Consider the following 21,021-nt stretch of genomic DNA (forward strand, 5'->3'; position numbering starts at 1 on the left):
GCCGCAGGAGATCCCCATGAAAATCATCGCCGCCCAAGAGCACCAAAGCCCGGCCGAAGGCCAGCAGACCATCATCGCCCCGGCCAATGACGCCGATCCCTTCACGCTGGATCTGACCGGCGTGCAGCGCATCGACCTCAACTTTCCCAAGTTCACCGATGGCCGCGCCTTCAGCCAGGCCCGCCTACTGCGCAAGCGCCTGGGCTTCCAGGGCGAGATCCGCGCCACGGGCGACGTGCTGATCGACCAGCTGGTGCAGATGCAGCGCTGCGGCTTCGACGTGGCCGTGCTGCGCGAAGGCGTGGACATCGCCGACGCCCAGCGCCAGCTGGACCGCTTCCACGGCTTCTACCAGGGTGATGCCGTCCATCCCGAGCCCCACTTCGTCAAGGCGGCCTGACATGGGTGCGCAAAGCTTTCTGTCGCGACAGGCATCGGCCAAGGCCACCGAGGTCAACGGCCGTGCCAGCAGCGGCTTTGCCGACAAGCTGGCCGCCACCGAGGCCCTGCTGCGCGAGGCTGCGGCGCTGGGCGCCGAGGCCGTGACGCAGGCCTCCAGCCTGGGCGCCGAGGATGTGGTGATCACCGACATCATCCACCGCCTGGGCCTGGACATCCCCGTCTTCGTGCTGGACACCGGCGCGCTGCACACCGAGACCCTGGCCCTGCTGGAGCGCACCCAGTCGCTGCCCGGCCTGAGCGTCAAGGTCTACCGGCCGCAGCTCGAATCGGTGATCCACTTCATCCGCGACAACGGCCAGGACGCCATGTACCGCAGCATCGAGCTGCGCAAGGCCTGCTGCGGTGTGCGCAAGATGGAGCCGCTGGCGCGTGCGCTGGCCGGCAAGACCGCCTGGATCACGGGCCTGCGCCGCGAGCAGTCCAATGCCCGCGCCGACGTGCCCGCCGTGGACCGCAGCGAGGTCGAGACCAAGGGCCTGACCAAGTTCAACCCGCTGACCGACTGGACCCAGGGCGATGTCTGGCACTACATCGCCAGCCATGGTGTGGACTACAACCCGCTGCACGACCAGTTCTATCCCAGCATCGGCTGCGCACCCTGCACGCGCGCGGTCAGCCTTGGCGAGGACTTCCGCGCCGGCCGCTGGTGGTGGGAGGACGAAGCAGCCAAGGAATGCGGCCTGCACGCCAAGAAGTGAAGCCTGCAGGGTTTGACACCGATCTGATTGGAAACCAAGAAATGAATGCCCGTGTGGACACCTCCGTGCTGAGCCATCTCAGCAACCGCCACCTCGACGCCCTCGAAGAGGAAACCATCTTCGTGCTGCGCGAAGTGGCCGCCGCCTTCGAGCGCCCCACCCTGCTGTTTTCGGGCGGCAAGGACTCGCTGGTCATGCTGCGCTGCGCCGAAAAAGCCTTCGGCAAGGGCCGCATCCCCTATCCGCTGCTGATGATCGACACCGGCCACAACTTCCCGGAAGTGACCGATTTCCGCGACCTGCGCGCCAAGGAGCTCGGCGCCGAACTCATCGTGCGCAGCGTCGAGGACTCCATGGCACGCGGCACCGTGCGCCTGGCCCATCCGGGCGAAAGCCGCAACGTCCACCAGTCGGTAACGCTGCTGGAGGCCATCGATGAATTCCGCTTCGACGCCCTGATCGGCGGCGCCCGCCGCGACGAGGAAAAGGCCCGCGCCAAGGAACGCATCTTCAGCCACCGCGACAGCTTCGGCCAATGGCAGCCCAAGGCCCAGCGCCCCGAGCTGTGGACGCTGTTCAACACGCGTCTGGCCCCCGGCGAGCACTTCCGCGTGTTCCCCATCAGCAACTGGACTGAACTCGACGTGTGGCAATACATCGAGCGCGAGCAGATCGCCCTGCCCAGCATCTACTACACGCACAAGCGCGAGGTGGTGGAGCGCCGCGGCCTGCTGGTGCCCGTGACCGAACTCACGCCCCCGCGCGACGGCGAGGAAGTCGTGGTGCGCGACGTGCGCTTTCGCACCGTGGGCGACATCACCTGCACCTGCCCCGTGGAAAGCGAAGCCGCCACGGCAGCCGACATCGTGCTCGAAACCCTGGCCGCCGAAGTCAGCGAACGCGGCGCCACGCGCATGGACGACAAGACCAGCGACGCCTCCATGGAAAAGCGCAAGAAGGACGGATATTTCTGATGACCACCGCAAGCATTGCCGCCGACGCAGCCGTCGCGGATTCCACGGCCACCCAGGCCAGCCAGGCCACACAGCAGACCGCCGCCAACGCCTCGGCCTTGCGCTTCATCACCTGCGGCTCCGTCGATGACGGCAAGAGCACGCTGATCGGCCGCCTGCTGGTGGACACGCGCGCCGTGCTGCAGGACCAGCTGGCCGGCGTCACCAAGAGCGGCGAGACCGACCTGGCGCTGCTGACCGACGGCCTGTCGGCCGAGCGCGAGCAGGGCATCACCATCGACGTGGCCTACCGCTACTTCGCCACCGAAAGCCGCAAGTTCATCATCGGCGACGCGCCGGGCCATGAGCAGTACACGCGCAACATGGTCACCGCCGCCAGCAGCGCCGACGCCGCCGTGGTGCTGGTCGATGCCACCAAGCTCGACTGGAAGAACCCGCAGCTCACCCTGCTGCCACAGACGCGCCGCCACAGCCTGCTGGCCCACCTGCTGCGCGTGCACTCGCTGGTGTTTGCCGTCAACAAGCTCGACGCCGTCGAAGACCCGCAACAGGCCTTCGTCCACATCCGCGGCGCGCTGGAGCGCTTCACGGCCGAGGCCGGCATTGCCTCCGCAGCCACCGTGCCCGTCTCGGCCCTCAAGGGCTTCAACGTGGTCAACGCCGAGCCCGGCTGGGCCGGCTACGACGGCCCCAGCCTGCTGCAACTGCTGGAGCAGTTGCCCAACACGCCGACCGACACCGGCCTGGCGCTGGCCTTTCCCGTGCAATGGGTGGAGAAATTCTCGTCCTCGGCCGATACCAGCCAGGGCCGCCGCGTGTTCTGGGGCCGCGTGGCCGCAGGCCGCGCACGCGTGGGCGACGCCGTGCAGATCCTGCCCAGCGGCCAGCAGGCCGTGATTGCCCAGGTGCTGGACCATGCCCGCGTTCCCGGCTCCATCGACGCAGGCCTGTCGGCCGGCATCACGCTGGACCGCGAGGTCGATGTCTCGCGCGGCGACTGGCTCGTCGCAGCCCCTGCGGCTGCAGCGGCCGCTGCCGATGACGACTTCGACGCCCCGCAAGCGCAGCCCGCATGGCCCAGCAAGCGCGAGCTGACCGCCACCGTGGCCTGGATGGACGAGCAGCCGCTGGTCCCCGGCCGCACCTACCTGGCGCTGCACGGCCACCGCTGGATCAAGGCCAAGGCCCGCCGCGTGGTGCACCGCCTGAACATCCACACGCTGGCCCAGGAAGAGGCCACCCAGCTGGAGCCCAACGCCATCGGCCGCGTGGAGCTGCTGCTGCAGGAAAGCATTCCCGCAGCGTCCTTCGCCCAGGCCCGCCAGCTGGGTGCGCTGATCCTTGTGGACACGGCCAGCCACGCTACCGCAGGCGCTGCACTGCTGGATTGAGCAACTGGACAGTCCCGCTTCGCGAGCCGGCACATGCCGGCTCGTGGGCTTTCGGAAAACCGCAGCAGTCCGCGCCAGAATCCTTGCCATGTGCGGGACTGGCTCCTGAAAAATTTTAGAATCCCGGGTTGATACCGACATTCACACTGCCATAAAAGACTCCCATGACTCACGTCGTCACCGAAAACTGCATCAAGTGCAAATACACAGATTGTGTGGATGTCTGCCCCGTGGACTGCTTCCGCGAAGGCCCCAACTTCCTCGTGATCGATCCTGACGAGTGCATCGACTGCGCCGTGTGCATTCCCGAATGCCCGGCCAATGCCATCTTTGCCGAGGAAGACGTCCCCGCCGACCAACTGGCCTTCATCAAGCTCAATGCCGAGCTGTCGCTGGAAAAGGGCTGGAAGAGCATCACCAAGCGCAAGGCCTCGCTGCCCGACGCCGACGACTGGAACGGCAAGCCCGGCAAGCTAGACCAGCTCGAACGCTGAAGCCGCGCAGCCCATGCAAGACACCTCCGGCACGCAACCGATCCAGACCGATGCACTCGTCATAGGCGCGGGCCCGGCGGGCCTGTTCCAGGTGTTCCAGCTGGGCCTGCAAGGCATTCGCTGCCATGTCGTCGATGCCCTGCCCCATGTGGGCGGGCAGTGCGCGCAGCTGTACGGCGACAAGCCCATCTACGACATCCCGGGCATTCCGGTATGCACGGGCCATGAACTGGTCCAGCTGCTGCAGCGGCAGGTCGCGCCCATGGACGCGCAACTGCACCTTTCCCAGCAGGTCGCCCAGCTGCAGCGCATGGACGATGGCCGCTGGCTGGCGCAGACCTCGCAAGGCCTTGAACTGCACGCGCGCAGCGTCTTCATTGCGGCTGGCGTGGGGGCCTTTGTGCCCAAGGCGCTGAAGGTGCCCGGCGTGGAGCTGCTGGCTGCTGGCCAGCTTCACTACCATCCTGCCGATCTGGAAATGGTGCGCGGCCAGACCGCCATCGTCCACGGTGGCGACGAAGAGGCCGTGGCCGCAGCCATTGCCTGCGCCGACAGGGCCCAGGCCACCTACCTGCTCTACCGCCGCGACGCCTTCCAGGCTTCGGCCGCACTGCTGGAGCGCCTGCAGGAGCTGCGCGACAGCGGCGCCATCCGCGTGGTGATCGGCCAGATCACGCAACTGCATGCCGATGCAGGCCAACTGCGCGCCGTTCAATGGATGGATGGCGAAGGCCAGGAGCACGAACTGGCGGCGCAGCAACTGGTCGTCTGCCTGGGCATCTCCCCCCGCCTGGGCCCGGTCGCCGAATGGGGCCTGGCCATGGAACGCAAGCAGCTGCTGGTGAACCCTGCAACCCAGGCCACCGATGCGCCAGGCATCTATGCGATTGGCGACATCGTCAGCTACCCGGGCAAGCACAAGCTGATCCTGTGCGGCTTCCATGAAGCCACCATGGCGGCCTTTGCCGCCGCCGAGTATCTGCAGGGCGAAAAACCGCTGCTGCAGTACACGACGACCAGCGCACGGCTGCACGCCATCCTTGGCGTTTCCCACCCGCAGGCATGATTGCTCGTGGCCGCACCCCGGCGGCCCTACAGTTTGGCGCGGCAGTGTCGATAGAGTTGGCAGCGTCCACTCATGCACATCAAGCCTATGGTTGCCACACTCGAAGCCCCTCCCAGCACCGCGATCGCGCCACCGGCCGATCCGCGCAGCTTCACCTTCCAGATGCCGCTGTTTCGCCCCGGCACGCATGTCACGCAAAACGGCAAGGCCGAGAAGGTCAGCCACGTGATACTGCGCCGTCGCGAACTGATGGTCTACCTGGTCGGCCATGAAGACCCCGTCAGGCCTGAACGGCTGAGCATCACGCCTTCGATGTTCACCACACAGAGGCGCCCTGAAGCCCTGAGCTGGATCCTTTGAAAGAAACCGGGCCTGGGCCCGGTTTCATCGATCATCCATCCAGGCTCAGGCCTCGTTGCGCCCTGCCATCTTCTGGCCCAGGCGCACGGGCGCAGCATGCGTCCACTGCCCGTTGAAGCGAAGCCCTGCCGATGCGGGAAACAGCATGACGACGGTGGAGCCCAGCTGGAAGCGCCCCATTTCCTCGCCCTGGCCCAGGACGATGGACTGGTCGTCATAGCGCCAGTCCTGGATGCGTCCAGGACGGGGCGGATTGACGATGCCGTGCCACACCGTTCCCATGCTGCCCACGATGGTGGCCCCCACCAGCACCAGCACCATGGGACCGTGGTCGGTATCGAAAACGCAGACCACGCGCTCGTTGCGCGCAAACAGGCCCGGCACGCCGCGCGCCGTGACCGGGTTGACCGAGAACAGTTCGCCCGGCACATAGATCATGCGCCGCAGCCGGCCTGCACAGGGCATGTGGATGCGGTGGTAGTCGCGCGGGCTCAGGTAAATGGTGGCGAAATGCCCGTTGTCGAACTGCCGCGCCAACTGCGCATCGCCGCCAACCAGCGCCGTGGCGCTGTAGCTGTGCCCCTTGGCCTGGAAGATCTGCTCGCCCTCGATGGCGCCGATCTGGCTGATGGCGCCATCCACCGGACAGACCCAGTCGGCCGAAGCCAGCGGCCGCACACCGGGCTTGAGCGCCCGCGTGAAGAACTCGTTGAAGCTGGCATAGGCCGCAGGATCGGAATCGGCCGCCTCCGACATGTCCACGCCATAGCGTGCAATGAAGCGCCGGATGACTGCCGTGGTCAGGTCGCCAGCACGCGCCTGGGCCAGGCGCCCCATGACGGCAGTCAGCGCCTGCTTGGGCAAAAGATACTGGGAGAGAACGGCAAGTCGATCAGACATCGAGGTTTTGCTATGAAAGTAATAGAAGTTGTGGGCGGATTCTAGCCAACCCACACCCCTCGCCCTCAACTCCTCCCGCCGCTTTCAGCACTTGTCATACCCGCCTCGAAGCCAAGCGCACGATTTCCGGAGGCCGCGGATGAAACGCAGATGACAAAGGCAGCACCGTTCCAGCAAAAATCCAACCTGTGTTTTGCGTGCGACGGCCGCATTGGGCCGCGCACGCGCGGGAATGCAACGCTGTAGAATTGGGAGGTTTAGCTGTTGCCGGGCTTTGCCTTTGCGACACCATTGTGACCTGGCCTTCCGTTCGGTCTGCGCCTCTTGCGCAGAACATCCACTGCTTTTTCAGCCTCGGCCCACGTACCCCATGTTCTGTGGGCCAGGCAAGGCCTTCGTGGTTCCGACAAGTGAGTGCCGCAACCGACCCAGACCTGAGAGATTGAACACATGGCCAAAGAAGAACTGATTGAAATGCAGGGTTCCGTCACGGAAGTCCTGCCTGACTCTCGCTTTCGTGTGACGCTGGAAAACGGACACCAGCTGATCGCCTACACCGGCGGCAAGATGCGCAAGCACCACATCCGCATCCTGGCTGGCGACAAGGTGTCGCTGGAGATGTCGCCCTACGACCTGACCAAGGGCCGCATCACCTTCCGCCATCTGGCCAACCGCGGCCCGGGACCTGGCTCGCGTTAAGCAAAAAATTCGCCCATTCCGAAAATACCCATTTTTTTGACGCTACAATAGCGTTTTAGTCGGAGCGTAGCGCAGCCTGGTAGCGCATCTGCTTTGGGAGCAGAGGGTCGCGAGTTCGAATCCCGCCGCTCCGACCAAATGATTCAAGCCCCTGGTTCGAAAGAACCAGGGGCTTTTGTCTGCCCAGATCGCAAGTGTCCAACCGAGCGTCGCCAGCGCAGCGCCCGCAGCACGGGCACAAACCTTTCACACCCTTGCCGCCAAGACTGGCAACCAGCCAGCAGATCGGCCCATGCGACTTTGGGAAATGGCAGCAGCTTGCGTTGAGCCTGCTCCTACAGCCCCTCAAGCCGCGTCAGGCCAGACTGGGACTCCCAAATCAAGAAGGAGCTCCAATGAATTCCAACAGCCTTCAGCGCCGCACCGCCCTGGCCCTCGTGATGTCCGCAGCACTGCTGGGTGCATGCGCCCAGACCCAGCCGGCGCCCAATGCGCCCGTCACTGCGGTCATGGGAACGGTTGACCTGAGGGAGCCCGCTCCGCTTGCGCCCGATGCCGTGCTGGTCGTCGAATTGCAGGACACCTCGCGCGCCGATGCTCCCGCCCCGGTGATATCCCAGCAGTCCATGCGGCTCGAAGGCCTCAAGCCGCCCTACAGCTTCAAGCTGCCCGTCGAACCCAGCCGCCTGAATCCTGCCTCGCAGTACACGGTCACCTCACGCATTACCCAGGGTAACCAACTCATCTTCATCAATGACACCGTCCACCCGGTCCTGACCCGTGGTGCAGGCTCGAAGGCCGACATGATGCTGGTGCGCGTCACCCCCTGACCCCACGCTTTCAACAACCAAAGCCCGCAGGAAACCTGGCGGGCTTTGTCACGCAGGGCGCCAGACCACCATCAAGGCATGCCGTTGGCGCCGTGCAGGCGAAAGCCCGGCCGCTCGCAAAGCCGTTCGTAGTAGGCGCGGACTGCAGGCAATTCAGGGCGCTCCATGGGCGCCGACATCCAGCGGTGCGTGGACAGACCCAGCACGATATCGGCCAGGCTCAATTGCGTGCCAGCAGCAAAGGCGCCGGTGCGCGACAACTGGTCCTCCAGAATGCGCATGTGGCGATGCCAGTTCGCCATGCTGCCAGCCAGTTGCGCGGGGTCCTGGTGCTCAGGGCTGTTTCTCACCAATCCCATGAAGGCATAGCGCCAGGCATTGTTCAGCTCGGTGGCCTGCCAATCCATCCACTGCTCGACAAGCGCGCGCTCGGCGGGCGCTGCCGGCAGCAGGTCCTGCCGGTCATGGCGGGCCGCTAGGTAGCGGCAGATGGTATTGGACTCCCACAGCACCAGCGGTCCATCAAGCAGCACGGGAACCATCGCATTCGGATTGAGCGCCAGAAATCCCGGCTCTTGCGTCGATCGATGGCCTGAACCCCATTCCTCCTGGTCGAAAGAAATTCCCAACTCCACGCAAAGCCACAGCACCTTGCGCACATTGATGGACGATGACTTGCCCAGAATCCTGATCATTCGCTGCCTTCTTCGGTTTCGGTGATTTTGCAGACCTGCATTGTCCCGCGCCATCCGACAAGAAATGCGACCGAACCTCCACCGCTGCCGCATGATGCGGGCATGCCCCTGGAAAAGCCCTCATCACGCCCAAGCGCCTGCGGCCCCGCGCCCTCAGATGCCGACCTCTGGACTACCTACATCGATGCAAGCGCCGTACCCAACCCCGGACGCATGGCCATGGGCGCCGTCATCACCGCACCCGACGGACGCCGCCACCTTCTGTCCGAGCCCTGCCCCGAGCGAGGCTGCAACAACGAAGCCGAACTGCGCGCCCTGATGGCCGCGCTGCAGGCCCTGCAAGCCCTGCAGGCGCGCCGCCTGAGCATCTTCACGGACAGCAGCATCCTGGTGGAGCAGTTGACTCCATCGCCACGCCCCATCAAGCCCATCGCGCGCCTGGCAGACCTCTTTGACGAGGCCCGCACCATGCTGACCGGGTTCGAGCACGTGCAACTGCGCTGGATACCCCGCCACCGCAACACCGAGGCAGACGCCTTGGCCAGGGAAGCTCTTTTGCAGGCATGAATCCCGCTCCGCACCCACACCCACCCTTGCACAGGGTCTCGACTCAGGCCACCTGCTGCCTGTCCAGGCGCTTGAGGAACACACCAATCTCCTTTACGACCTGGGCGTCCCCCTTCTGCTGCGCGCAGGCCAATCCCGTACACCACGCCCGCCGCGCTCCAGCAGCGTCGCCCAGCGCCAGCAATGCCCGGCCCAGCAGCTTCCACGCCACCGAATAGCCGGGGTCGAGTTCAATGGCCCGCTCCAGATGTGAATGAGCCACCTCAGGCGCCTCGTTTTCAAGATAGGTCTTGCCCAAGGTACAGCGCAGCAGGGCCGAGTCCTTGCCGGATGCGAGCAGGCCCTCAAGCCTTTGCGTCATTTCATTCATCTTCAAACCCCTTCTGCGGCAACACAGGCCCATGGCTCCAGCGGCAAATTCTGCCTCTGCTATAATCCCGTGGTTGTCTGCGCAGGCAATGCTGTATCTCACGCCGGCGCGTCGTGCACTACGACGAAAAAAACAACGGTGACAGCCGCAGAGACGTTCTGCCGTAAAACGATGGTCGCGTAAGAGCCATCGTCCACATTCCCAGAAAAAAGCCCGCTCTACAGCGGGCTTTTTGCATTGCATGGCGCATTTGGTTTGAGGCGGTTGCATCGGAGTACAAAAAAACAGCTTTACGGCTCAGATGCATGCAACTTCGGCTGCTTTGACCCCATCAAGCACCTTGTTTCAATTTACACTTGACAACCAGGAAGGACCGGAGACGCAGACGCAAGCGCTCTCATTCAAAACCCCTAGCATGTGTCCTTCCTGGATTGATCGCATGGAACGCTCCATTCAGCGCCCCGGCCGCCTCCGCAGCCGGGGCGTTTTTTCTGGAGCGGCACCACGCCAGATACCAGCCCAGCAGGCGAAAACCGCAAAACACAAGCTTTTTCTAATTCCAGAGAAAGTTCTGGGTTTATTTGAGAATGATTCTTGTTTGCGTATATCATTCAACCCATGCTGCAGCATTCATGGTGTTGCAGCAGTTCAGTTTCATCGTGGGGCGACTCGTCAGGCCAGTTCAGCCTGCAGTCGTTTTTGCCAGCCAGCGGTATGCCGGTTAGCCAGGCTCTTTTTCAAGCACGATCGTTTCTGGGTATCTCTCTCATTCCTTGCACCGAGACGGCGCCCGCAGCAGCAGACGCGCCACTTTCGCACCCAGCCCGGCCATCATCAAGCATCGGCTTGCGGTTGCACACCAAGATCCTCTCCCACCCATCCCTCTTGCACGCAGTCGGGCAAATGCCTGTCCGCAGTTTCCCCTGCCCCAAAGCAAAAAGCCCGGCCTGCACGTGGTGCAGACCGGGCTTTCACGGCAGCATCAAGGTTTGCGGCGGCGCAGACGGATGGCCAGCCCACCCATCATCAGGCTCAGCAGCGCGACCGCCCACTCGCTCAGTGACGGAATCGCCGCCGGCGTACCGCCACCGACCGCTGCAGGCAGCACCAGGGCCGAAGGATCTTCCACACGGCCATTGGCCAGAAGATCGTCATCGCCCAGGCCGCCATCGCGCAGCACGAAGGAGACGACGCGCCCCTGCAGCGTTGCAGGTATGCGGTACCAGTGCTGCGTGGTGTTATCTGCCGTGCGGCCCCACTTCCAGTATTCAGCACCACTGGGCAGATCGTTCGGATAGGTCAGCCTGACCGTCACGAGCGCACCCGCATCACAGCCATCGGTATTGAGCTTCAACAGCCCGTGTGGCACCACGGCCCCAGGACGTGGAGTACCCGGTGCCGCCACGACCTGCGGCGGCTCGGCCAGGCGGCAGTTGGCACCACCGCCCACGACCTCGCCCGCAACCGCAATCTGGCTTGTTCCGGTGATGTTGAATCGATTGGCCGGGTCCACCGCGCCCGCTGCGGTCGCCAGCAGCGGATAGCTGGCCGTCACAGCCGCATGGACACCATCGCTCACGCTCAGTTGCAGGCTGGCCGGGCCGGCTACCGAAGCCATGTACATGGCGGCGCGCAATTGCTGCGACACCTGTTCGGGGCTGCCGCGCAGTTGTATGCCGGGCTGTGCAGCATCTGCATCCTCCAGGCCCAGCACCTGTCCGCCGCTGGCGACGATGGACAGTGTGACGACGGGGCTGTCGGCATCGGCCACCACCACGTCCGCCAGATCGGCCGCCTGCCCCACCACCACCGCCTGCGCATTGGCAGGCACGCCACTGAACGAGGGCGCCCGGCCACCGAAATTCAGGCCCAGGAGGATGGGGTTGTGATCACTTGAACGATAGGCGGTGGGCGCATAGAAGCTGGCCTGCTGATCCAGCGACTTGAACTCGACGTTGTAGTCGAGCACCTCGGGCTCCTCGGCATTGATGGCCCACTTGACCGCACGCCCCACGCTGGGCTGCAGACTGGTGCTTACCAGCACATGGTCCAGCGAACCCCACATTCCGTCGAATGCATAGGACAGCCCTTGGGAGACCTTGACATAGCCGCCGGTCTCCAACGTGGTGATGGGGTCTTCCTTTGCATAGGCGTTGAAATCGCCCACCAGCACCACGTGGGGGCTGGTCGCGCCTGTGGGCCGGGTTGCCAGCCAACTGCTCAGTTGCTGGGCCGTCTTCACGCGCGCCGCGTTGTTGGCGCCCTGGCCGTCGAGCACGTCCGCATTGCCTGCGCCACCGAGCACGCTGCCCTTGGATTTGAGATGGTTCACCACCAGCGTGAACTGCTCCGTGCTGCCGCCCACGGCAAAGGTCTGCGCAATCGGCACCCGGGCTCCACCGATGCTTCCGTTGAAGGCATCGTAGGTAGAGACATTGGGTGCCGCTGCGCTGCCCATCGGCGTGACGCGGTCGCTGCGATAGACGATGGCCACGGTAATCGCATCCGTGCCCGCGCCTGGCACCGTGCCTGCAGCCTCACTGAAGGGCGCCTTGACCACCGAATACACGGCGCCGGCAGGCTTGTCCGCACTCGCGTTCAAGGCGTCGGCCAGATCCTGGATGGCGCTGCCCGGGCCAAAGCCATTGTTCTGCACCTCCATCAGGCCGTATACATCGGCGCCCAGCCCCAGCAGATTGGCCACGATCTTGGCGCGCTGCCTGTCCAGTTCGGCAATGCTGTTGGCACCGCGAATGCCCTGCTGGTTGCCCAGCGGCGTGTTGAACATCACCTGGGAAGAGCCGCTTGTGGCACCGGTCAGGTTGAAGAAATTGAGAACGTTGGCCGATGCGATCTTGAGCGTGGCCGCTCCCACGGCCTGCTGCAATTCAGCAGCTGAAGGTCGCGCGGCCCCCGTGAACTGCGGCGTCTGCGTGGGCTGCACGCGGTAGCTGGTCAGATAGGGCTCGCTGGCGGCGGCATCAAAGAACTGGTCGAGCACGCCGATGACGAGATCCACGCCATCGCCAGCGCGCAGCGTGTTGGACGCCGACAGCGGCAAGCCGCCACGACCCGGCACGAACTCGGGATTCTGGGCCCCGGAGCGATCATCGAGAATGATCTGGCTGCGCTGCAGCGTCTGCACGTAGGCTGCATAGCCCGCCACGCTGGGAGCGTTGACTTCGGTGTACTGCGCCAACGGCGTATCGGCAGACAGCGTGACATTGCCGTAGCGGCCCAGCGTGCGGTTGTCGCTCACCACCAGCTTGCCGCCTGCGGTGGCGGATGCCACCTCCACACGCATGCCTTCCAGACGTTCCCATTGCCCCATGTCGCTGACAGGCAGTGCGATACGCACCGGCTCCGGCAAGGCCGCCGCGCCGCGGACCACGAAGTCCGTGATGGCGCTGAGCTGGGTCTGATTGCGGAACTCGCTCACCGAGGCGGAAATCTGCACCAGCTTGCCCACCGTGCTCTCATCCACGCCAGGATTGGCGTTGCCGTAGTAGACAAAGACGCCCTCCGAGGTAGCAGCGTCGCCATCGGAGTCTGCCGCCTCTTCCTGCACGAAGAAGCCGCTCAGTCCAGGCATATAGGCCGTCACCACGGCACTCACCGTCACCTTCTGCCCCACCAGCGGAGACTGATCGCCAGAGCCCTGGACCGCAGAAATCCTGGTGACCGGCGGCTCGTCTCCCGTCGTGAAGCCCAGCGTCGTGCCGGTCCACGCATTGCCCGAGGTATCCAGCACCGGCTCGCCCACGGAAACCAGGCTGTAGGGCGTATTGACCGCCAGCCGCACACCCGCGTTGAGCGTGATGGTCGAGCCACTGAATTTCACCTGTGCCGCATCGCCAGCCTGCAGCGTTGCCACCACCGTGCCGCCCTGGCGCAGTTCGAAGCTGCCGCTACCGGGCTTCACCGCCTCATCGAAACTCAGCTTGATTTCGGGATTCAGCGCCACCCCGGTTGCCGCCGCCGCGGGAATGCTTGCCTGCAGCGTGGGCGCTGTGGTGTCGGGCAGCGCCAGGGTGATGGAGACGTCATCAATGGCCAGGCCGTGGTCGTTGCCCACATCATTGAGCTCCACCCAACGCAGCCACAGCGTGGCACCTGGCGCCCAGCCCAGGCCGCGCAGATCCCCGCCCACATTGCTCACCCGCCCGGCCACATTGCCGTCCACGGCGGCAGCAGTGCCAGTGGCAACAGGCGATTGCCAATTGAAGTTCGCGCCGGCAGGCAGCCATTCAGGCACGTCGGCAAAGGTGGCTCCCATGCCGTACTCCAGCACCATGGGCTGCGATTCCGTATTGCCGCCATTGCGCCATTGCTCGCCGTTGAATCGCAAGGTGATGCCGTCGACCGAGCCACCCGTGTCATTGCGCACCGCCAGCGCAATCCAACCCGCTACAGCGCCCTGGGCCGGGCTGCCAAAGTAGGCACCGCCTGATGCCACGCCCCCCAAGGCACGGTCCGCGCTCAGCCCCAGGCTGTAGAAGCTGCCGGTGTTGGAGGCACCATTGCCAGCCACATAAGAGGTGATGGATGCCAGGCTCTTGTTGAAGAGAAACCAGCCCGGCAAGGTGCTGTTATTGGCCCAGGCCAGCCCCGCCCCGGACGCGGCCAGGGTGTCGAAATCCTGCGTGTAGGTGCCGTTGAAGGGAACCTGCGCCCATACCCCGGCAGATGCCGAAAGAAGCAGGCCCGCACCATACAGGCGCCAACGATGGCGCTGCAATGGCGCACTCATCGGATTGGCCGGGTTGAAAACAAATGGAATCAGCGTGGCAGCAATGGACATGGATGCGCAATAAAAAAACAATGCGCTCCCCCCATGGTTGCGCAACTCCCGGTTTATCGCGCATGGAGATGACCAGCCTGTGACTCGGCAGATGCTCCCCCGTCCTACGTGCAGACTCGCCTCTCACCCATCGGCCGGCCTGCGCACGGCAGGCATCATCGCCATCAGTTTCTGCACCGTTTCATTGCCGGGTCTGGGGCATTTCCTCCTCCCTCCCTCTCATTCCCCCAGGAAGCTTTCAAAAAGCACCGGCTCTTTCTTCCCAGGCCAGCGCAAGCCGCTGGCCTTTTTCTTGGGCGCACCTCGTCGCCCCAACCATCCCCATCACCTGTTCTGAACGCGCTACGTCGCTGGTGACCGTTCCTGCATTCGCACACTCTTTTTCTTACTCATAACTTACAAAATATTCATGCCCGTGATATACACGCGCATCTCCCACTGAAAATCATCATTGCCATGACATCCGACTACAAGGCCCTGCTGCAACAAAAAGCCGAGCTTGAGAAAAAAATCGACGCACTCATCCAGCACGCGAAAACCGATGCGATCGCTGAAGCAAAGGCGATGGTGCAGCAATATGGTTTGACGAAGGAGGATGTCTTCCCCTCCGCCAAGAGCAAATCCGGCAAGCCCGGCAAGCACAGCGTGGGAGAGCCCAAATTCCGCAACCCAGAAACCGGTGCCACCTGGACAGGCCGCGGCAAGCCGCCCAAGTGGATAGAAGGCAAGGACCGCGCAAGCCTCGCCATCTGAGAATCGACACCGGGCGCCGGCCATGCCTCCAGTCGGCACCCCCTATTCCGCCGCGATGCCATACCATGCGATTTCCAACACAAGGAGGAAACGCACATGAGCAAACAGAGCACAGAAACCCTGTTGGCAGCAGAACTGGCTGACCACTTCATAGAAGTCATCCTGTCCAACAAACCGGAGCTGCTGGTCTCGGGCATCGGCGGGGTGGCAGACCTGCACCACATACAGCATGGCGCCAAGGCCCTGGCGCATTTCCGCCTCACGCTGATCCAGGAACTGTCGCAACAGCCCATGCCAGACATGGGCAGCAGCTGAATCAACCCTGGGCCAGCCTCCTTGTCGAGCCCGCCCCCGCAGCCCGCGCGAAATCCGTGCGATTCTGACGACACCGCAGGACACTTGAGGGCAAAAAAAACCGCCACACGCTGAGGTCATCAGTGTGTGGCGGTGTCTTGGATGGTGGAGCTGGCGGGAATTGAACCCGCGTCCGCAAGCCTTCGCCGGGCAGATCTACATGTTTAGCGTTCTGTTTTGAGTCTCGCCTCCCAAGTCGCGCAGGCGCACGCTACCCGGGATGCCAGCTTCCTTGGATCTTGCCACGTACTAAGAAGCCCAGCACGCAGCCAGCTGATGTAAATTCCCTTGCAGCCGGGAGGTATTGCTACCCCCTTGCCCAGCCCATCAGCGTGCTGTTGCAAGGCTCACCGGATTTAAGCGGCGAGTGCGAAACGTTCGTCGTTTGCAGTTAGTTTTTTGAATGGAGATTTACGAGCGTCACTCAAGCTCGACATGCACCACACCGGTCCCGAACCCACGTCGAAACCAGGACAGCCCCAAGCCTCCTATCTTAGCCTCTTTCCAGCAGTTTCAAGAGCTCCAGCGGAGAATAGATTTGCGCATCCGCCTGCCACTGCAGCGTATCGCCGGCTGCGCCGAGGTAGCCGTAGCAGGCCGCCACGGTCTTCATGCCTGCGGCCTTGCCTGCAACGATGTCGCGCTCATCATCACCCACATAGACAAAGCACTGCGGAGGCAGGCCGATACGCGCGGCAGCTTCCAGCAACGGCGCTGGATGGGGCTTTGCGTGGGGCGTGGTATCACCGCTGACGATGGCACCCGCGCTCGCGAAAAGCGGCATCTGCTGCGTCAGCGGATCGGTGAAACGCATGGATTTGTTGGTGACCACACCCCAGGGCATGGATGCCGCCTGGAGCTGTGCAATGAGCTCCGGGACACCATCGAACGCATAGGTGCGCTCGGTCATGCACTGCTCGTAGTTGCGGAAAAACTCCTCGCGCATCTCCGGAAACTCCGGCGAGTCAGGCGTGAGCCCGAAGCCCACTCCCAGCATCCCCCGTGCCCCGGCGCCCGCCATGGGCCGATACTGCTCATAGGGAAGCGACTGCAGGCCACGGTCAATGCGCATCCTGTCTGCGGCCGCACCCAGGTCGGGTGCACTGTCGATCAAGGTGCCGTCCAGGTCGAACAGAACTGCTCGGACTTCTTGCCACATGCGGCTCACCCTTCTGCCCGGCGCGTTGCCAGCATGTAGTTCACCGACGTGTCCGCGCTGAGCCAGTAGCGCCCGGTGATGGGGTTGTGCTGCAGGCCCTTGCTCGCCTGCAGGTCAAGGCCAGCCTGACGGGCAAACATGGCGAGTTCGCTGGGCTGGATCAGCTTGGCGTACTCATGCGTCCCCTTGGGAATCATCTTGAGCAGGTACTCCGCCGCCACAATGGCCAGACCAAAGGCCTTGGCACTGCGGTTGATCGTGGAGAAGAACACCCAGCCCCCAGGCTTGACCAGCTCGGCGCAGGCCGCGACCACGGAAGCGGGATCGGGCACATGCTCGAGCATCTCCATGCAGGTCACCACGTCAAAGGAGCCCGGCTGCTCCTCGGCCAGACGTTCCACGCTGACTTCGTGGTAGTGGATGTTCGGAGTACCCGTTTCCAGCGCATGCAACTGGGCCACACGCAATGCCTTGGTGGCCAGGTCAATGCCCACCACCTCTCTGGCCCCCTTGCGGGCCATGGAATCGGCGAGGATGCCGCCACCGCAGCCGACATCAAGGACCCTGCGGCCCTTCAAGGGAGCTTGCGCATCAATCCAGTCCAGGCGCAACGGATTGATCTGATGCAAAGGTTTGAACTCACTTTCCGGGTCCCACCAGCGATGGGCCAGGCTGGAGAATTTCTCCAGCTCCGCCGGGTCGGCATTGACGTTGATTGCGTTGCTCATGGCTCGATTGTCGGTGATTGCGACGACCGTTCGGCCATAAAAAAAGCCCCGTTGCCGGGGCTTTTGCGGGAAGCAATCGAAAGATTACTGAGCGGCGCGGGTGCCGACCACTTCGATTTCCACGCGACGGTTCTTTGCGCGGCCTTCCTTGGTCTTGTTGTCGGCGATGGGCTGCTTTTCGCCCTTGCCTTCAGTGTAGACGCGGTTCTTTTCGATGCCCTTGGACACCAGGTAAGCCTTCACAGCTTCAGCGCGGCGAACCGACAGCTTCTGGTTGTAGGCGTCAGAGCCAACGGAGTCGGTGTGACCGACGGCGATGACCACTTCCAGGTTGATGCCCTTGACCTTGGAGGCCAGGTCATCCAGCTTGGCCTTGCCTTCGGGCTTCAGAACCGACTTGTCGAAGTCGAAGAAAGCGTCAGCAGAGAAGGTCACCTTGGAAGCCACGGCCGGAGCGGGAGCCGGTGCCGGAGCGGGAGCTGCCGGGGTGGGCGTTGCGGCAGGAGCCACAGCGGCTGCCACAGGCTTCAGAGCACCGTCGCAGTCAGCTGCTGCAGTGGCGGGCGTCCAGTTGGCATCGCGCCAGCACAGTTCGTTCGTGCCGTTCTTCCACACCAGTTCGCTGGTGCCGTTTTGCCAGTTGTCGATGGTCTTGCCACCGTCAGCAGCCTTCACTTGTGCGCCAGCAGCCGTTGCGAGGGCGGCAGAGGCAAACAACATCGCCACTTTGTTCAGTTTCTTCATGGTTCTCCTCTTGGGGAAAAAGCCGCAGCAGGGCTGCGAATCTGTGGACGTTATCAGTGACCATCACCAAAAACGTTGAATTGATTGTGCCATACGTCACAAGCAGACGGACCGCCAAGCGGGCGCCAACAAGTAGGACAGCGGCGGAATTCCAGGGTTATGTTGCTCGGCTGCTACACGTCATTCGACCTAAAATGGGCCTTTTCCCGCCGTCAGAGTATCGCCACACATGACCCAGTTTGCTAAAGAAACCCTGCCCATCAGCCTCGAAGAGGAGATGCGTCGCAGCTATCTCGATTACGCAATGAGCGTGATCGTGGGCCGGGCGCTGCCCGATGCGCGAGATGGTCTCAAGCCTGTGCATCGGCGCGTGCTGTTCGCCATGCACGAGCTCAACAACGACTGGAACCGGCCGTACAAGAAGTCGGCGCGTATCGTCGGCGACGTGATCGGTAAGTACCACCCGCACGGAGACAGCGCGGTGTACGACACCATCGTGCGCATGGCACAGGATTTCTCGCTGCGCCACATGCTGGTCGACGGGCAGGGCAACTTCGGTTCGGTGGACGGGGACAGCGCGGCGGCGATGCGTTACACCGAAATCCGCCTGTCCAAGATCTCCCACGAGATGCTCGGCGACATCGACAAGGAGACGGTGGACTACGGCCCGAACTACGACGGCAGCGAGCGCGAGCCGCTGGTGCTGCCTGCGCGGCTGCCCAACCTGCTGGTCAATGGTTCCTCGGGCATTGCCGTGGGCATGGCCACCAACATTCCTCCGCACAACCTCAACGAGGTGGTGGATGCCTGCCTGCACCTGCTGCAGACGCCTCAGGCCACCATCGACGAGCTGATGGAGATAATTCCCGCGCCTGACTTCCCCACGGCCGGCATCATCTATGGCATCAACGGTGTCAAGGAAGGCTACCGCACGGGTCGCGGACGCGTGGTGATGCGCGCCAAGTGCCACTTCGAGGACATCGATCGTGGCCAGCGCCAGGCCATCATCGTTGACGAGCTGCCCTACCAGGTCAACAAGAAGACGCTGCAGGAGCGCATGGCCGAGCTGGTGCACGAGAAGAAGATCGAAGGCATCAGCCACATCCAGGACGAGTCCGACAAGTCGGGCATGCGCCTGGTGATCGAGCTCAAGCGCGGCGAAGTGCCCGAGGTCGTGCTCAACAACCTGTACAAGCTGACCCAGCTGCAAGACACCTTCGGCATGAACATGGTGGCGCTGGTCGATGGCCAGCCCAAGCTGTGCAACCTGAAGGATCTGGTCGAGGTCTTCCTGCAGCACCGCCGCGAAGTGGTCACGCGCCGCACGGTGTATGAGCTGCGCAAGGCGCGCGAGCGCGGCCATGTGCTGGAAGGCCTGGCGGTCGCACTGGCCAATATCGACGACTTCATCGCCATCATCCGCAACGCACCGACGCCGCCTGTGGCCAAGGCCGAACTGATGACGCGCAACTGGGACAGCAAGCTGGTGCGCGAGATGCTCACGCGCACCCGCACCGATGGCGGCGTGGTCAACGCCGACGACTACCGCCCCGACGGGCTGGAGCGCGAATTCGGCATGCAGGCCGATGGCCTGTACCGCCTGTCCGAAACCCAGGCCCAGGAAATCCTGCAGATGCGCCTGCAGCGCCTGACCGGCCTGGAGCAGGACAAGATCGTCGCCGAGTACAAGGACGTGATGTCCGTCATCGAGGACCTGCTGGACATCCTGTCCAAGCCCGAGCGCGTGTCGGCCATCATTGGCGACGAGCTCAAGCAGATCAAGGCCGAGTTCGGACAGAGCAAGGTCGGCGCCCGCCGCAGCACGGTCGAGTACAGCGCGCAGGACCTGTCCACCGAGGACCTGATCACGCCCACCGACATGGTGGTCACGCTCAGCCACACGGGCTACATCAAGAGCCAGCCGCTGTCCGAGTACCGCTCGCAAAAGCGCGGCGGACGCGGCAAGCAGGCCACGGCCACCAAGGAAGACGACTGGATCGACCAGCTATTCATCGCCAACACGCACGACTACCTGCTGTGCTTCTCCAACCGCGGTCGCCTGTACTGGCTCAAGGTCTGGGAAGTGCCCGCAGGTTCGCGCGGCTCGCGCGGACGCCCCATCGTCAACATGTTCCCGCTGCAGGATGGCGAGAAGATCAACGTGGTGCTGCCGCTGACGGGCGAGTACCGCAGCTTCCCGGCCGACCACTATGTGTTCATGTCCACCAGCATGGGCACCGTGAAGAAGACGGCGCTGGACGAGTTCTCCAACCCGCGCAAGGCCGGCATCATCGCCGTGGGCCTGGACGAGGGCGACTTCCTGATCGGCGCAGCCCTGACCGACGGCAAGCATGACGTGATGCTGTTCAGCGACGGCGGCAAGGCCGTGCGCTTCGACGAAAACGACGTGCGCCCCATGGGCCGCAACGCGCGTGGCGTCAAGGGCATGAACCTGGAAGAAGGCCAGAGCGTGATCGCCATGCTGGTGGCCGAGGACGAGTCGCAAAGCGTGCTCACGGCCACCGAGAACGGCTACGGCAAGCGCACCTCCATCGTGGAGTACACGCGCCATGGCCGCGGCACCAAGGGCATGATTGCCATCCAGCAGTCCGAGCGCAACGGCAAGGTCGTCGCCGCCACCCTGGTGCATGCCGATGACGAAATCATGCTGATCACCGACACTGGCGTGCTGGTGCGCACCCGGGTCTCGGAAATCCGCGAACTGGGCCGCGCCACCCAGGGCGTGACGCTGATCTCCCTGGACGAAGGCGCCAAGCTCGGCGGCCTGCAGCGCATCGTTGAAAACGATGCCAACGAAGTCGAGGACGAGGCCACGGGCGAGGAGGCCACGGGCGGCGACGAAGCCGCTGCCGAAGGCACGGGCGAGCCCGCCTGATGACCCAGCCGCCGCAGGGGCTGCCTCCCGCACCGGGAGCGCAGCCCCTGCGGCGGCCCAGATTTTTGACAGTTGCAGGC

General features: G+C 63.7%; 20 protein-coding genes, 1 tRNA gene and 1 other RNA gene. 14 read left to right on the forward strand and 8 right to left on the reverse strand.

The genetic code is table 11. The features are described 5' to 3' along the window. The first annotated feature begins 16 nt into the window (after positions 1–16). The 7 genes from CLV01_RS21870 (at position 17) to CLV01_RS21900 (ending at position 5,445) form a co-directional block, all read left to right on the forward strand. Positions 17–400 (forward strand): DUF934 domain-containing protein, encoded by a 384-nt coding sequence (locus CLV01_RS21870; RefSeq protein WP_012206452.1) that lies wholly within the window; start codon positions 17–19, stop codon positions 398–400. A gap of 1 nt (position 401) precedes the next feature. Further along, positions 402–1,160 (forward strand): phosphoadenylyl-sulfate reductase, encoded by a 759-nt coding sequence (locus CLV01_RS21875; RefSeq protein ID WP_099733209.1) that lies wholly within the window; start codon positions 402–404, stop codon positions 1,158–1,160. 41 nt (positions 1,161–1,201) lie between these two features. Further along, a complete protein-coding gene (cysD, locus tag CLV01_RS21880; RefSeq protein ID WP_013801646.1) occupies positions 1,202–2,134 on the forward strand; it encodes a sulfate adenylyltransferase subunit CysD in 933 nt (310 codons plus the stop codon). After that, positions 2,134–3,525, forward strand: a complete 1,392-nt coding sequence (locus CLV01_RS21885) for a sulfate adenylyltransferase subunit 1 (protein WP_099733208.1) — start codon at positions 2,134–2,136, stop codon at positions 3,523–3,525. The genes cysD and CLV01_RS21885 overlap by 1 nt, the downstream gene beginning before the upstream one ends. A gap of 164 nt (positions 3,526–3,689) precedes the next feature. Beyond that, entirely contained in the window at positions 3,690–4,019 is a 330-nt protein-coding gene (fdxA, locus tag CLV01_RS21890) for a ferredoxin FdxA (RefSeq protein ID WP_012206456.1), read from the forward strand. 13 nt (positions 4,020–4,032) lie between these two features. Next, entirely contained in the window at positions 4,033–5,085 is a 1,053-nt protein-coding gene (locus tag CLV01_RS21895) for an NAD(P)/FAD-dependent oxidoreductase (protein WP_099733207.1), read from the forward strand. Between the two features lie 87 nt (positions 5,086–5,172). Continuing rightward, entirely contained in the window at positions 5,173–5,445 is a 273-nt protein-coding gene (locus tag CLV01_RS21900) for a hypothetical protein (protein WP_224986237.1), read from the forward strand. A gap of 45 nt (positions 5,446–5,490) precedes the next feature. Here the strand turns inward: CLV01_RS21900 and asd are convergent, their stop codons facing one another. Further along, positions 5,491–6,345 carry an archaetidylserine decarboxylase gene (asd, locus tag CLV01_RS21905; protein ID WP_012206459.1) on the reverse strand — a complete coding sequence of 285 codons (855 nt, stop codon included), beginning with the start codon at positions 6,343–6,345 and terminating at the stop codon, positions 5,491–5,493. Positions 6,346–6,795: 450 nt separating this feature from the next. Between asd and infA the strand changes: the two genes are divergently transcribed. From infA to CLV01_RS21920, 3 genes are all read left to right on the forward strand, one after another. Beyond that, positions 6,796–7,044: a translation initiation factor IF-1 gene (infA, locus tag CLV01_RS21910; RefSeq protein WP_012206460.1), complete on the forward strand. Its 249-nt coding sequence runs from the start codon at positions 6,796–6,798 to the stop codon at positions 7,042–7,044. A 60-nt stretch (positions 7,045–7,104) separates the two neighbouring features. Beyond that, a tRNA-Pro gene (locus CLV01_RS21915) sits at positions 7,105–7,181 on the forward strand. 258 nt (positions 7,182–7,439) lie between these two features. Continuing rightward, a complete protein-coding gene (locus CLV01_RS21920; RefSeq protein ID WP_099733206.1) occupies positions 7,440–7,874 on the forward strand; it encodes a YbaY family lipoprotein in 435 nt (144 codons plus the stop codon). Positions 7,875–7,945: 71 nt separating this feature from the next. On the opposite strand, the gene CLV01_RS21925 is transcribed toward CLV01_RS21920, so the two are convergent. Further along, positions 7,946–8,569 carry a glutathione S-transferase family protein gene (locus CLV01_RS21925; protein ID WP_099733205.1) on the reverse strand — a complete coding sequence of 208 codons (624 nt, stop codon included), beginning with the start codon at positions 8,567–8,569 and terminating at the stop codon, positions 7,946–7,948. Between the two features lie 102 nt (positions 8,570–8,671). On the opposite strand from CLV01_RS21925, the gene CLV01_RS21930 reads away from it, so the two are divergent. Next, the gene (locus CLV01_RS21930) at positions 8,672–9,136 is read left to right on the forward strand and encodes a ribonuclease HI family protein (protein WP_099733204.1); all 465 of its coding nucleotides are present in this window, start codon (positions 8,672–8,674) and stop codon (positions 9,134–9,136) included. Positions 9,137–9,179: 43 nt separating this feature from the next. On the opposite strand, the gene CLV01_RS21935 is transcribed toward CLV01_RS21930, so the two are convergent. Next, positions 9,180–9,506 (reverse strand): tetratricopeptide repeat protein, encoded by a 327-nt coding sequence (locus tag CLV01_RS21935; RefSeq protein ID WP_099735076.1) that lies wholly within the window; start codon positions 9,504–9,506, stop codon positions 9,180–9,182. A gap of 982 nt (positions 9,507–10,488) precedes the next feature. Beyond that, complete coding sequence (locus CLV01_RS21940; protein ID WP_099733203.1) at positions 10,489–14,307, reverse strand: ExeM/NucH family extracellular endonuclease; 3,819 nt, start codon at positions 14,305–14,307, stop codon at positions 10,489–10,491. A gap of 456 nt (positions 14,308–14,763) precedes the next feature. Between CLV01_RS21940 and CLV01_RS21945 the strand changes: the two genes are divergently transcribed. Both CLV01_RS21945 and CLV01_RS21950 read left to right on the forward strand, forming a co-directional pair. Beyond that, on the forward strand, positions 14,764–15,060 hold the full coding sequence (locus CLV01_RS21945; protein ID WP_071956406.1) for an H-NS histone family protein: 297 nt from the start codon (positions 14,764–14,766) through the stop codon (positions 15,058–15,060). 96 nt (positions 15,061–15,156) lie between these two features. Beyond that, positions 15,157–15,375, forward strand: a complete 219-nt coding sequence (locus CLV01_RS21950) for a hypothetical protein (RefSeq protein WP_013801634.1) — start codon at positions 15,157–15,159, stop codon at positions 15,373–15,375. A gap of 142 nt (positions 15,376–15,517) precedes the next feature. On the opposite strand, the gene ssrA is transcribed toward CLV01_RS21950, so the two are convergent. The 4 genes from ssrA to ompA all read right to left on the reverse strand — a co-directional run bounded on the left by ssrA (position 15,518) and on the right by ompA (position 18,045). Beyond that, positions 15,518–15,895: a transfer-messenger RNA gene (ssrA, locus tag CLV01_RS21955) on the reverse strand. A gap of 12 nt (positions 15,896–15,907) precedes the next feature. After that, positions 15,908–16,573, reverse strand: a complete 666-nt coding sequence (locus CLV01_RS21960) for an HAD family hydrolase (protein WP_099733202.1) — start codon at positions 16,571–16,573, stop codon at positions 15,908–15,910. 5 nt (positions 16,574–16,578) lie between these two features. Then, positions 16,579–17,301, reverse strand: a complete 723-nt coding sequence (gene ubiG, locus CLV01_RS21965) for a bifunctional 2-polyprenyl-6-hydroxyphenol methylase/3-demethylubiquinol 3-O-methyltransferase UbiG (RefSeq protein ID WP_012206516.1) — start codon at positions 17,299–17,301, stop codon at positions 16,579–16,581. 84 nt (positions 17,302–17,385) lie between these two features. After that, positions 17,386–18,045, reverse strand: coding sequence for an outer membrane protein OmpA (ompA, locus tag CLV01_RS21970; RefSeq protein WP_013801631.1), 660 nt, complete (start codon positions 18,043–18,045; stop codon positions 17,386–17,388). Between the two features lie 229 nt (positions 18,046–18,274). Here ompA and gyrA point away from each other — a divergent pair, with 229 nt between their 5' ends. Continuing rightward, positions 18,275–20,941, forward strand: a complete 2,667-nt coding sequence (gene gyrA / locus CLV01_RS21975; RefSeq protein WP_034395021.1) for a DNA gyrase subunit A — start codon at positions 18,275–18,277, stop codon at positions 20,939–20,941. Positions 20,942–21,021: the final 80 nt, after the last annotated feature.

The organism is Delftia sp. 60, from assembly GCF_002754395.1.
Lineage (GTDB): Bacteria > Pseudomonadota > Gammaproteobacteria > Burkholderiales > Burkholderiaceae_C > Comamonas > Comamonas acidovorans.